12 protein-coding genes are annotated in these 11,686 nt (G+C 68.3%); 10 read left to right on the forward strand and 2 right to left on the reverse strand.

Annotated elements, in window-relative coordinates; genetic code table 11:
• The first annotated feature begins 312 nt into the window (after positions 1–312).
• Positions 313–1,110, forward strand: coding sequence for a type IV toxin-antitoxin system AbiEi family antitoxin (locus tag QOD90_RS07635; RefSeq protein WP_526348285.1), 798 nt, complete (start codon positions 313–315; stop codon positions 1,108–1,110).
• 79 nt (positions 1,111–1,189) lie between these two features.
• Here the strand turns inward: QOD90_RS07635 and QOD90_RS07640 are convergent, their stop codons facing one another.
• Positions 1,190–2,197 (reverse strand): LacI family DNA-binding transcriptional regulator, encoded by a 1,008-nt coding sequence (locus QOD90_RS07640; protein WP_526348263.1) that lies wholly within the window; start codon positions 2,195–2,197, stop codon positions 1,190–1,192.
• 175 nt (positions 2,198–2,372) lie between these two features.
• Between QOD90_RS07640 and QOD90_RS07645 the strand changes: the two genes are divergently transcribed.
• The 5 genes from QOD90_RS07645 to QOD90_RS07665 are packed head-to-tail and all read left to right on the forward strand — an operon-like array spanning position 2,373 to position 7,333.
• On the forward strand, positions 2,373–3,398 hold the full coding sequence (locus QOD90_RS07645; RefSeq protein ID WP_526348265.1) for a zinc-dependent alcohol dehydrogenase family protein: 1,026 nt from the start codon (positions 2,373–2,375) through the stop codon (positions 3,396–3,398).
• Positions 3,395–4,429 carry a class I mannose-6-phosphate isomerase gene (locus QOD90_RS07650; RefSeq protein ID WP_526348267.1) on the forward strand — a complete coding sequence of 345 codons (1,035 nt, stop codon included), beginning with the start codon at positions 3,395–3,397 and terminating at the stop codon, positions 4,427–4,429. The genes QOD90_RS07645 and QOD90_RS07650 overlap by 4 nt, the downstream gene beginning before the upstream one ends.
• Positions 4,426–5,190 carry an ATP-binding cassette domain-containing protein gene (locus tag QOD90_RS07655; RefSeq protein WP_526348269.1) on the forward strand — a complete coding sequence of 255 codons (765 nt, stop codon included), beginning with the start codon at positions 4,426–4,428 and terminating at the stop codon, positions 5,188–5,190. Before QOD90_RS07650 ends, QOD90_RS07655 begins: the two co-directional genes overlap by 4 nt.
• Positions 5,187–6,284 (forward strand): ABC transporter permease, encoded by a 1,098-nt coding sequence (locus QOD90_RS07660; RefSeq protein WP_526348271.1) that lies wholly within the window; start codon positions 5,187–5,189, stop codon positions 6,282–6,284. The genes QOD90_RS07655 and QOD90_RS07660 overlap by 4 nt, the downstream gene beginning before the upstream one ends.
• A complete protein-coding gene (locus QOD90_RS07665; RefSeq protein ID WP_526348273.1) occupies positions 6,281–7,333 on the forward strand; it encodes an ABC transporter substrate-binding protein in 1,053 nt (350 codons plus the stop codon). The genes QOD90_RS07660 and QOD90_RS07665 overlap by 4 nt, the downstream gene beginning before the upstream one ends.
• A gap of 2 nt (positions 7,334–7,335) precedes the next feature.
• On the opposite strand, the gene QOD90_RS07670 is transcribed toward QOD90_RS07665, so the two are convergent.
• Positions 7,336–8,178: a class II fructose-bisphosphate aldolase gene (locus QOD90_RS07670; RefSeq protein ID WP_526348275.1), complete on the reverse strand. Its 843-nt coding sequence runs from the start codon at positions 8,176–8,178 to the stop codon at positions 7,336–7,338.
• An 85-nt stretch (positions 8,179–8,263) separates the two neighbouring features.
• Between QOD90_RS07670 and QOD90_RS07675 the strand changes: the two genes are divergently transcribed.
• The 4 genes from QOD90_RS07675 to QOD90_RS07690 form a co-directional block, all read left to right on the forward strand.
• Positions 8,264–9,523 carry an FGGY-family carbohydrate kinase gene (locus QOD90_RS07675; RefSeq protein WP_526348277.1) on the forward strand — a complete coding sequence of 420 codons (1,260 nt, stop codon included), beginning with the start codon at positions 8,264–8,266 and terminating at the stop codon, positions 9,521–9,523.
• A complete protein-coding gene (locus tag QOD90_RS07680) occupies positions 9,520–10,302 on the forward strand; it encodes a DeoR/GlpR family DNA-binding transcription regulator (protein WP_526348279.1) in 783 nt (260 codons plus the stop codon). Before QOD90_RS07675 ends, QOD90_RS07680 begins: the two co-directional genes overlap by 4 nt.
• The gene (locus QOD90_RS07685; RefSeq protein ID WP_526348281.1) at positions 10,299–11,240 is read left to right on the forward strand and encodes a 1-phosphofructokinase family hexose kinase; all 942 of its coding nucleotides are present in this window, start codon (positions 10,299–10,301) and stop codon (positions 11,238–11,240) included. The genes QOD90_RS07680 and QOD90_RS07685 overlap by 4 nt, the downstream gene beginning before the upstream one ends.
• Positions 11,241–11,269: 29 nt before the next feature.
• Positions 11,270–11,686 (forward strand): deoxyribonuclease IV (locus tag QOD90_RS07690; RefSeq protein WP_526348283.1); only part of this gene is annotated, 417 nt, incomplete at its 3' end.

The following is an 11,686-nucleotide window of genomic DNA, read 5'->3' on the forward strand; positions in this document are numbered from 1 at the left end:
GTCCTACGAGGATCAGTACTACAGCCCGGACTTCGGTCAGGGCGCCGGCCAGGCCGTGCCGCTGGACGATTACGGATTCAGCGACTACCGCTAGTCACCCCCTCTGCGCGAGCAGACGTAAAAGCCCCTCAATCCTCCGGATTGAGGGGCTTTTACGTCTGGTGGGCTCGCTAACAGTGGCGCGTTCATCCCCAGATCGTCCGCGAGATCTGTTGCGCCGTGGTGTGCGGCAGCAGCCTTGACGGTGTGTACGTACATGATCTGATCACCGAGGTCGGCGGCCAGGCGACTACGGCTCAGCTCTTGACCGTGATGTCGCGGAAGATGTTGGCAACGCTCGTTCGCACGGGTGGGATCGTGCGGGTGTGCCACGGCGTCTATGCGGTTTCCGAGCCCGACGTGTTGGGGAGTCTGGCCGCGCTGGACTTGATGACCGGCGGATCACTGGTCGCGTGTATGGCAACGGCGGCGGATCTTCACGGCTTCGACACAGAGCGGGACAACCGAATTCACATCCTGGACCCAGGCGTTCGCATCCGCCCAACCGCAGGCTTGATGGTGCACCAGCGGCTGGGCGCGCCGCTGGTACGAATCGATGGACGGCTGGCCACCGCGCCCGCGTGGACTGCAGTCGAGGTGGCCAGGTCATTGCGCCGACCGCGAGCCCTCGCGACGCTCGACGCTGCTTTGCGCGTGGAGGCCTGCACCATCGAGGACCTTCGCAAGGCCATCGAGGAGCAGAAGGGTCGACGCGGCATCGTGAACGTGCGAGAGCTGTTGGAGCACGCCGACGGTCGAGCCGAGTCGCCAATGGAGAGCGAGGCGCGGCTCGTGTTCATCGACGGCGGCTTGCCGATGCCAGAATTGCAATACGAGATCGTCGACCGGTGCGGAGATCTCTGGAGGACTGACTTCGCCTGGCCTGACGCGAAGGTCGTCGCCGAGTACGAAAGTATGGAGTGGCACGTGACTCCCGAAGCGCTCAGACACGATCGGATGAAGGTCGCCCGGTTGCAGGAGTGCGGCTATACCGTCGTGCCCATCGTCGTGGACGACGTGCGCGGACGCCCGCGGGATCTCGTCCGGCGCATCTTCAACCACTTGGGCTAATCCTCCCCGCGAACAGACGCAAAAGCCCCTTAATCGTGGTGATTCAGGGGTTTTTGCGTCTGCTCGCGGGGGAGAGCGGTCAGTGGCCCGGGCGAACCTTCTCACCCGGCATCGCACACGACGTCCGCGTCACCAGCGAGACGGGAAGCACGGTGCGCCGACGCAGCTTTCGATCCGGCTGGTCGAGCCGACTGAAGAGACGCTCGGCTGCGAACCGTCCCATCTCCTCGCCGTCCTGGTCGATCACCGTGATCGCGGGCCGCAGCGCCGCGGCGGTGGGGAAGTCACCGAAGCCGATGACGGCAATGTCGCTGCGCCGCAACGTCTGTAGCGCCGATACGACGGAGATCGTGCAGCGCGCGTTGGAGGAGAACACCGCGGTCGGCGGTTCTGGCTCGGCGAGGATGCGGCGCAGCTGCGCCGTGACCGTCGGGGTGTCGACCTCGCCGAGGTGGACGAGCCCGTCGGAGTGTCGAAGGCCCGCCTCGCTCAGCGCCTCCCGGCAACCCGTCAGGCGCAGGGTCCCGGTCACGACGTCGTCGCCCAGGAACGCAATGGTGCGGTGGCCGTGGGAGATCAGGTGGGCGGTCGCCTGGCGACCGCCACCGACGTCGTCCTGAACCACGGCATCAGCGGTCAACCTGCCGGGCATCCTGTCGACGAATACCAGCGGTGCGCGGCTTTGCCATGGCCCGAGGAATGACATGTCCGGCCCCACCGGGCAGATGATCATGCCCGCGACCCGGCGATGCAGCACCGCCTCGATCGACTGCCGTTCGTGGGAGGGTTCCCAGCCAACGCTGGTGACGATGACGGCCGCGCCGCGGCGGCTCGCCTCCCGTTCGACTGCGCTGATGATGCCAGCGAAGAAGGGGTCGCCGACACCGGGTACCGCGACCCCAATGGCCGCATCGCGACCGGTGCGGAACGTGACCGCGAGCATGTTGGGCACGTACTGAAGTTCGTCGATCGCCTGCTCGACGCGCAGTCGCACGTCGCTGGAGACGTAACGGTCGTTGTTCACTACGCGGGACACGGTTTTCGTGCTGACGCCCGCGTGCATCGCCACGTCGCGCATCGTCGCCATCGACCGTCCTCCCGGCTCGGGTCGGCACAGTATGTCACCGATGTCAGAACCTTGGCGCAATTCTTCTGACACCGGTGACATGGCCGCGGAAGTGGCGTACCGTCACCCCTCGAAGCGGTCAAGAGAGTGACGCAGGTAACAGCAACGAACTCGAGGAAGAGGGCGGCGCCGACGGATGAAGGCCGTGTACTACGAGGCCCCCAAGACGTGGTCGGTGACCGAGGTCCCGACTCCCGACGCGTCGCCAGGGCAGGTGCGCATCAAGGTCGGCCAGGTCGGAGTCTGCGGCACCGATCTCCACATCCACGAGGGTGAGTTCGGCGCGGTCTTCCCCCTGGTACCGGGGCACGAGGTTGTCGGCGTCGTCGACCAACTCGGGGAGGGCGTGACGCGGTTCCGCATCGGCGAGCAGGTCACCGTCAACCCCAACGTGTACTGCGGACAGTGTCCGTATTGCCTGGCCGGTCGGCTTGGCCAGTGCGCTGCCATGCTGGGGTTCGGGAGCAACTTTCCTGGCTTCTTCGCCGAGTATGCGATCGCCGAACACACGCTCGTCTTCTCGACCGAAGGCCTGGCGCCAGAGACCGCGGTGTTCAGTGAGCCTGCGTCGTGCGCGATGCACGGCCTGGAGTCCCTACAGATGCGTCCGGGGGGCAGCGCGCTGGTCCTCGGCGCAGGCCCGACGGGCCTCCTACTGGCACAGCTGATCGGCTCGGGTGGCGCATCGTCGGTGACGGTGGCCGGACCCAGTCAGTTCAAGCTCGATACGGCAAGCACTCTCGGAGTGGACCGCACCGTGCGGATCGCCCGCGACGACCCCGATGCCAACATCGCCGCCCTGCTTGCCGCATCACCGCACGGCGACGGCTACGACGCCGTCGTCGAAGCGACCGGTTCGCCCGCGGTGGGCGACATCTGCGTGCCGCTCACCCGCAGCGGCGGCACGGTGCTGATCTACGGCGTCACCCGAGGCGACGACGTCGTGCGCTTCCGCCCGTTCGACGTGTTCCGGCGCGAGATCACCATCAAGGGCTCGTTTGCCGAGATGACGTCGTTCGGTGCCGCCATCGACGCGCTGCGCGGTGGCCGGGTGCGCACCGACGGCATCATCACCCACAGATACTCCCTCGACGACTACGGGCTGGCGCTTGAGGCGCTGCGTAGCGACCGCGCCGCACACAAGGTCGTGATCGTGCCATGACTCCACAACCACAACTGTTGCCGCCCAACGTGATCGAACACTGGTATGCCGGCGGCCGCGCGCTCGCCGCCTGGCGTGGGCTGCCACCCGTCGGGGAGCACTCGCCGGAGGAATGGATCGGTGCCACGGTCGCGCGTTTCGGGCAGCCGGACCACGGACCCGCCCACCTGACCGACGGGACGCGGCTCCTCGACGCGGTTCGTGCCGACCCGGTCGCCTGGGTGGGCCGCGACGACGGCGCGTCGGGAGATACGGGCGTGTTGGTGAAACTCCTCGATGCAGGGCAGCGGCTTCCGGTTCACGTGCATCCCACCCGCGACTACGCCTCCCGTCATCTCGGCTGTGCCTACGGCAAGACCGAGGCGTGGTACGTCCTCGAGGCCGTCCCGGACGCCGCGGTGTGGGTCGGCTGGCGCCACGACGTGACGCAATCCCGGGTTGGCGAACTCGTCGACAGCCAGGACGCCGAGGCGATGCTGGCGCTCATGCACCGGATCCCCGTGCGCCCCGGCGACGGCGTCCTCATCCCAGGGGGCACCCCGCACGCGATTGGCGCAGGCATCCTGCTGGTCGAGGCCCAGGAGCCGACCGATCAGTCGATCCTGTTGGAACGCAACAACACCGCCGCGTCCGACGCCGAGGTCTTCCTTGGCTTGGACCGCGACACCGCGTTGTCGGCCGTCGACACCGCCGCCCTTGCCGACCCGGAACGGCTGATCCGTCACACGTCCGCCGCAGCGTCCGAACTGGTGGCCGTGCTGCCTGCCGACGCCGCGCCCTACTTCCGCATGGAGTTGCTGACAGCGGATGCCGAGGTACCGGCGGGGTTCGCCATAGCCGTGGTGCTGGCGGGCAGCGGCGTGCTCACCTCCGAGCACGGCGCACCGCTCGACGTCACGGCCGGGCAGACGCTCGTGGTCCCGGCTGCCGGTGGCGGCTGGCACGTCGACGGCGACGCTCGACTGCTCGTCTGTAGACCCGGCACCACGTGGCCGCCGAACCGATCGAATCTGGGAAAGGCGATTTCATGACCGCATTGCTTGAGGCGCGGGCGATCTCGCGAAGCTTCGGTCACGTCCGCGCCCTCGACGGCGCCGACTTCGACGTCGAGGCGGGTGAGGTGGTCGGCTTGATCGGCGACAACGGCGCCGGCAAGTCGACTCTCATCAAGGCACTTTCGGGCAGCCTCGAACTCGACGAGGGCGAGATCTACTTCGACGGTTCCCCGATCCGGCTGGCCAGCCCGCGCGATGCCAACGATCTCGGGATCGAGGTCGTCTACCAGGACCTGGCGCTGGCTCCGCATCTGAACCCCGTGCAGAACGTGTTCCTTGGCCGCGAACTCAGCCGCAAGGGCGTGCTCGGGTCGCTCGGTTTCATGGACGAGAAGGAGATGCGCAGACAGGCTGCGGCCTCGTTCGCCGAGCTCGGGGCGACCGTGCGGTCACTGAACACCCCCGTCGGGTCGATGTCCGGCGGTCAGCGGCAAGGCATCGCGATCGCCCGTGCCATCGCGTGGGCGGACAAGGTGGTCATCCTCGACGAGCCGACCGCGGCGCTTGGCGTCGTGCAGACCAAGAACGTGCTCGAGTCGGTGAAACGTGTGCGCGACAAGGGCATTGCGGTGGTCTTCATCAGTCACTCGATGCCGCACGTACTGGAGATCTGCGATCGCATCCAGGTTTTGCGCCTCGGGCGCCGGGTCGCCACCTACCGCGGGAACGACACCAGCGTGGAGACCCTGGTCGGCGCGATGACGGGTGCGCTGGACGGACAGGACAGCGCCGCATGAGCACGCTCGCGAACCAACCCGCGGTCGTCGCCGGCGCCGGAACCGACGACGGCGACGACTCGCTGCTGAAACGACTCCTGGGTCTACAGGCCATCTGGATCCTCGGCGTGCTGATCGTCATCTGCGTGTTGTTCTCCATCGTCGCAGGGGACCGCTTTCTTTCGACCGGCAACTTCTCGCTGATGTCCCAGAACGTGGCCGTGTGGGCGGTTTTGGGTGTCGGCATGACGTTCGTGATCATCACCTCGGGGATCGACCTGTCCGTCGGGTCCGTCCTGGTGTTCTCGTCGGTGGTCGCGGCCAAGGTGATGGCCGCCCTGGGCGGCAATGGTCCTGGGGTGGCCGCGGCGGGCCTGGTGGCCGCGGTACTCAGCGGCATGGTCTGGGGCGCCCTCAACGGAGTGCTGGTCGCCAAGGCCAGGGTGCCTGCGCTGATCGTCACCCTCGGAACACTCTCGGTGGCACTCGGCCTGGCGCAGGTCCTCACCGGCGGCATCGACATCCGCTCGGTGCCAAGCGAACTGACCGACTTCAGCGCGTACATCAAGGTGCTCGGCATCCCCGGCCTGCCGTTCGTCGCACTGATCGTCGTGATCCTCGGCGCGATCCTGCTGCACAAGACCAGGTTCGGCCGCTATACCTACGCCATCGGTTCCAACCAGGAGGCGGCGCGACGCACGGGCATCAAGGTGACCCGGCACCTGATCGCCGTCTACGCGTTGGCGGGCACCCTCGCCGGGTTCGGCGCGCTGCTGTCACTGGCCCAGTACGGCACCACGACCATCGCAGGCCAGTCGCTGACCAACCTCAACGTCATCGCCGCGGTCGTCATCGGTGGCACCTCGATCTTCGGTGGCGAGGGCACGGTGTTCGGAACCCTTGTCGGACTGTTCATCCCGGCCGTATTGCAGTCAGGCTTCGTCATCATCGGCGTCCAGCCGTACTGGCAGGGGGTGGCGGTCGGATCGGTGCTGATCGCCGCCGTCTACGTCGACCAGTCCCGGCGTGCTGCGGCGATGCGCAGCGCACGGTCTCGAAACCTTCTCAACCGCAGAGGGTCCAAGCGAGGTTCAAAACGAAGGGAAAGTCCATGAGCCGTAAGCGTCTCGTGTTCCTCGCGAGCGTCATGACGCTCGCATTGCCGATCGCCGCCTGCACGTCGTCGAAACCGCAGTCCGAACCCAGCGGTACCTCGACGGGCGCCGGCACGTCGTCGGCATCCTCGGCAGCGGCGGCGACGACAGTCGCCGCGCCTCCAAAGGCCAGCAAGGAGTACAACATCGCGCTCCTTCAGGGTGTGGTGGGCGACCAGTTCTACATCACCATGCAGTGCGGCGCGCAGGACGAGGCCGCCAAGCTCGGGGTGAAGGTCAACACGCAGGGCCCGCAGAAGTTCGACCCGACACTGCAGAAGCCGATCCTCGACTCGATCGTCGCCAGCAGGCCCGACGCGCTGCTGGTCGCGCCGACCGACGTGCAAGCCATGCAGCAGCCACTCCAGCAAGCAGCGGCGGCGGGTATCAAGGTCGTCCTCGTCGACACCACGACCACCGACCCATCCTTTGCGGTTTCGGCGATCTCGAGTGACAACGAGGGCGGCGGCGCAGCGGCGTTCGACGCCATCAAGCAACTGCACCCCGACGGTGGGAAGGTCATGGTGATGGGCCTGGAGCCCGGTGTCTCGACGACCGACGCGCGCGCCAAGGGGTTCGAGGACGCCGTCAAGGCCGACCCGAAGTTCAACTACGTCGGCGTCCAGTTCAGCCACAACGACCCAGCGACGGCGGCGCAGCTGATCGGCGCGCAGTTGCAGAAGGATCCCGACCTGGTTGGTGTCTTCGCCGTCAACCTGTTCTCGGCGGAGGGGGCGGCCACCGGCATCAAGCAGGCAGGCAAGAGCGGTCAGGTGCAGGTCGTCGGATTCGACGCCGGGCCCAACCAGATTCAAGCGTTGCGTGAAGGCACCGTGCAGGCGCTGGTGGCCCAAGACCCCGGCGCCATCGGCAAATTCGGCATCGACGAAGCGGTGACGGCACTCGACGGTGGCAAGAACACGACCAACGTGCAGACCGGCTTCACGATCATCACCAAGGAGAACCTCGACGGTGAAGGCGGCGCGGCCGCCTACAAGTCCGGCTGCTGAGCTCAGCGGCTGACGACGTCGAGCAGGTGTGCGACGGTGTCGGCGATCGCGGCCCGCGCCGAGCGCAACGCCCGGCGCGGGTCGACGGCGTCGTCAGCCGCGAATGCCGACCGGACCCCCTTGGTGTACGCGACGTTCAGCGCGGTTCCAATGTTGACCTTGACGATGCCGGCCCGGACCGCGGCTCGCAGCGCGTCGTCGGGCACCCCCGACGAGCCGTGCAGCACCAGCGGGACCGGCACCGCGTCGCGTAGGGCTGCGATGAGGTCGAGGTCGAGTTCGGCGGTGCGCGTGGTCATGGCGTGCGAGCTGCCGACGGCGACGGCAAGCGCGTCGATGCCTGTGGCACTGACGAATTCGGCGGCCTGCGCAGGGTCGGTGCGTACGCCGGGGGCGTGCGCGCTGCTCACTTGGGTGTCCTTGCCGCCGACGTAGCCGAGTTCGGCCTCGACCGCCAAGCCCCGCCCGTGCAGCAGGGTTGTCGCCTCGGCCGTGACGGTGACGTTGCGGTCATAGGGCAGGGCGCCGCCGTCGACCATCACCGACGAGTATCCGGCGGCTACCGCCTGTTCCCAGAGGTGGGCCGCCTCGACGTGGTCGAGGTGCAGGCCGACCGGTATCGCGGCGTCGGTGGCGAGGGCCGTCAGCGCGGCGCTGATCGGCCGCAGCGTGCCGTGGAACGCGACGGTGTTTTCGCTGACCTGCAGAATGACCGGAGTCGCTGCGCGCTGCGCCCCTGCCACGATGCCCTCGGCGTGCTCGAGGGTGATCACGTTGAAGGCCGCGACGCCACCGCCGTTCGTGGCGGCGGTGCGCATCAGTTCGGCCGTGGTGACCAGCGGCATGAATACTCCTGACCGGGCTTGACGGATATCCAACCAAACGCAATCATATCCATGTACTCCCAATTGGGCAATGGGCTGGAGGGCGATGACGGCATTCGCGGGACTGGACGTCGGCACGACGTCGAGCAAGGCCGTCGTCTACGACGTCAACGGGCTCGTGCTCGGGACTGGTCGGGCCGCCACCACCTGGGACACCGGGCCGCACGGTACCCAGATGGATGCGGAAGCGTTGTGCCGCAGTGCCTTCGAAGCGCTCAGCACGGCAGCCGAGGCGGCCGGGGTGCCGGTCCGCGCCGTTGGCGTCACCAGCATGGGCGAGTCCGGAGTCCTCGTCGATGCGCGCGAGCGTCCGCTGGCTCCCGTCATCGCGTGGCACGACGATCGTGACGGCGAGGAGGTGGCCGACCTCGCGTCGACCATCGGAGCCGACGCCTTCGGGGGAATTGCGGGCAAGCCACTGCGCGGCCAGTTCTCACTGACCAAGCACCGTTGGCTGCTGAGCCACGAACCGGCTACCCGCGATGCGACGACCCGGTTCGATGTCGGCGGCTGGGTGGTGCGGCGACTCGGCGGCGACGCGGTTCTCGAGCTGTCCCTCGCCGGTCGGACGGGTTGGCTCGACGTTGCAGCACGCGATTGGTGGGATGTGGCGCTGGACTGGTCGGGTGCCCGCCGCGGGCTGATGCCACCGCTGGTGGCCGCCGGAGTGCCGGTCGGCTTCGTCTCCTCCGATGCGGTCAGCCCACTGCTGCGGGGCGCCGTGTTGACCATGGCGGGACATGACCACCAAGCGTCGGCCCTCGGCGCCCGCGCGAATCATCGAGGGCACGAACTGGATTCGTCGGGCACGGCCGAGGCGTTGGTGCGCACCATCAAGCCAATTCCGCCCCGTGCCGACGTCGGGCGCCTCGCGCAGGCGGGCATCACCACCGACCCCAGTGTCGAAGCAGGCCACTGGAGCCTTCTCGGTGGCACCGAGGGCGGGCTGGCACAGTTGCGGGCGCTGCAACGTCTCGGCGTCACGCCCGCCGACGTGGCTCAGCTGGATGCCGCCGCCGAGTCGTCCTCGAGCGGTCCCGGCGCCGAGTGGCGCGAGGTGGTCGCTGCCGCAGCAGACGAGGCGCTCGCACTGCACCGCGCGATGGACGACGTCGTCGGGCCGGCGGTCCGCGTGGTCGTCACCGGCGGGTGGCGACACAGCGCCGAGGTGATGCGCGCCAAGGCCGCCCGCTTCGGTCCATTGGACGTCGCAACCGTCGAGGAGGCGGGGGCGCTCGGTGCGGCCGTCCTGGCTGCGCGGGCCTGCGGTGCGATCGGCGCAGGCGATCATCTGGGGGAGTCGTGACCACGGCCCCGAGGACGTGGTTCGCCGACGAGCGCCACGCCGAGGTGCTGCGGCTGCTCGCCGCCGATCGCCGCGTCGAAAGTGGGCGCTTGGCAGAGCTTTTCGGCATCAGTGCGGAGAGCGTGCGCAAGGATCTCGCGCTTCTCGAGGAGCAGGGCCTGCTGCGGCGGGTTCACGGTGGCGCCGTGCCGCGCGAGCCCCGCCGCGACGAACCTCATGTCGCCGACCGAGACGTCCACATCGCGGAGAAGTCGGCGATCGCCCGCCGGGCGCTGCGATTCGTCCCCGATGGTGCGTCGCTGTTGCTCGACGCTGGGTCCACGACGCTTCGGCTGGCCGAAATGCTGCCCACCGATCGCGAACTCGTCGTCTACACCAACTCGTGGCCCGTTGGCGCGGCGCTGCACGAGCGCGGTATCGCGGTGGTGGCCCTCGGTGGACGGATCCGCCCGGCGACGATGGCCGCCGTCGGGTCCCTCACCGGCCAGGCGCTGGCCGCCATCAACGTCGACGTCGCATTCCTCGGCACCAATGCGCTGTCGTTCGATCGGGGCCTAACCACCCCCGATGCCGACGAGGCCGACGTGAAGCACCAGATGCTGGCCGCAGCGCGACAGCGGGTGTTCCTGGTGGACTCGAGCAAGTTCGGCACCGAAAGCCTTGCGCGCCACGCCGAACTGGCCGACGTGGACGTGTTGATCACCGATGCCGGGGCGTCAGCAGAGAATCGCAAGCGCCTGCGTGCCGCTGGCATCACCGTCGAGGTGGCCGACCGATGATCGTGACCGTCACCCCGAATCCGAGTCTGGACCGCACCCTGCACCTCCCGCGACTCGAGCCAGGTGCCGTCAATCGGGCCACGGCCGCCATGACCGAGCCGAGTGGCAAGGGCGTCAATGTTGCGCTCGCCCTGCACGGGGTCGACGTCGAGGTGTGCGCCGTGCTGCCCGTCGGCGGCGGCACGGGACGTGAAATCATCTCGGCGCTCGATGGTTTGGGCCTCGACACCATCGGAGTACCGATCGCGGGTGCGGTACGCAGCAACGTCTCACTCGTCGAAGCCGACGGGCGCAGCACGAAGGTCAACGAGCCAGGCCCCGCAATGTCCGGCGCCGAGGTCGACGCGTTGTGTGCCGCCGCGCTGTCGGCCCGCACCAGCGACCGTGTGCTGTGGGCGGGCAGCCTGCCCGAGGGCTTCACCGACGCGCGCCTGGCGGGCGCCGTCGCCGATGCCCGCGCCGCCGGATGGTGGGTGGCGGTCGACGCCTCCGGTGCCGCGTTGGAGGCGGTGCTGAACAACGACCGCGGCAAACTACCGCACCTGATCAAACCCAACGCCGACGAACTGGCCGAGGTCCTTGGCGTCACGCTGCACACCGTCGGGGACGTCACCGCGGCGGCCCGCACCCTGCTCGCCCGTGGAGTGCGGACCGTGCTGGTGAGTCTCGGCGGTGCCGGCGCGCTGCTGGTCGATGTCGACCTGGCCGAACCGCTGCACGGCATCGCGCCCGCACGACGAGTCGTCAACACCGTCGGCGCGGGAGATGCGTTCCTCGCCGGCTTTCTGGCCGAACCCGCCGGTGGGTCAAAAGCCCTCGCCAACGCGCTGCGGTTCGGTGCGACGGCGGTCGAGCACGACGGCACGCTGCTTGGCGTGCCCGACCCGCGACGTGCGGTCGTCATGGGCCCCGCCAGGGCAGGGACGCCACTGACCTGAGGTGTCGGTTCCATCACTAAGCTGACCTGATGCTGATCGGTTCGCACGTTCACGACGAAGACCCCCTGGCCGCGGCCCAAGCCGAGGGCGCGGAGGCGGTGCAGTTCTTCCTCGGCAACCCGCAGAGTTGGAAGAAGCCGAAACCCCGCGAGGACGCCGAGGTGCTGCGCGCGTCGAGCGTGCCCCTCTACGTGCACGCGCCGTATCTCATCAACGTGGCGTCCGCGAACAACCGCGTCCGTATCCCGTCGCGAAAGATCCTGCAGGACACGTGCGACGCGGCGGCCGACATCAATGCGACGGCCGTCATCGTGCACGGCGGCCACGCCGACGACAACGACATGGACGCCGGTTTCGAGCGCTGGGTCAAGGCGTTGGCCAGCCTGAAGACCGACGTGCCGGTCTACCTGGAGAACACCGCAGGCGGCGACCACGCGATAGCCCGC

It is taken from the genome of Mycobacterium sp. (genome assembly GCF_032161845.1).
GTDB lineage: Bacteria > Actinomycetota > Actinomycetes > Mycobacteriales > Mycobacteriaceae > Mycobacterium.

What these genes read in the sequence shown, in the direction of transcription:
- QOD90_RS07670 (WP_526348275.1), bottom strand. Translation starts at nt 8,178, where the DNA reads ATGCCGCTGGTCACCACGGCCGAACTGATGCGCACCGCCGCCACGAAC.
- QOD90_RS07675 (WP_526348277.1), top strand. Translation starts at nt 8,264, where the DNA reads ATGACGGCATTCGCGGGACTGGACGTCGGCACGACGTCGAGCAAGGCC.
- QOD90_RS07660 (WP_526348271.1), top strand. Translation starts at nt 5,187, where the DNA reads ATGAGCACGCTCGCGAACCAACCCGCGGTCGTCGCCGGCGCCGGAACC.
- QOD90_RS07655 (WP_526348269.1), top strand. Translation starts at nt 4,426, where the DNA reads ATGACCGCATTGCTTGAGGCGCGGGCGATCTCGCGAAGCTTCGGTCAC.
- QOD90_RS07635 (WP_526348285.1), top strand. Translation starts at nt 313, where the DNA reads ATGTCGCGGAAGATGTTGGCAACGCTCGTTCGCACGGGTGGGATCGTG.
- QOD90_RS07650 (WP_526348267.1), top strand. Translation starts at nt 3,395, where the DNA reads ATGACTCCACAACCACAACTGTTGCCGCCCAACGTGATCGAACACTGG.
- QOD90_RS07685 (WP_526348281.1), top strand. Translation starts at nt 10,299, where the DNA reads ATGATCGTGACCGTCACCCCGAATCCGAGTCTGGACCGCACCCTGCAC.
- QOD90_RS07665 (WP_526348273.1), top strand. Translation starts at nt 6,281, where the DNA reads ATGAGCCGTAAGCGTCTCGTGTTCCTCGCGAGCGTCATGACGCTCGCA.
- QOD90_RS07640 (WP_526348263.1), bottom strand. Translation starts at nt 2,197, where the DNA reads ATGGCGACGATGCGCGACGTGGCGATGCACGCGGGCGTCAGCACGAAA.
- QOD90_RS07645 (WP_526348265.1), top strand. Translation starts at nt 2,373, where the DNA reads ATGAAGGCCGTGTACTACGAGGCCCCCAAGACGTGGTCGGTGACCGAG.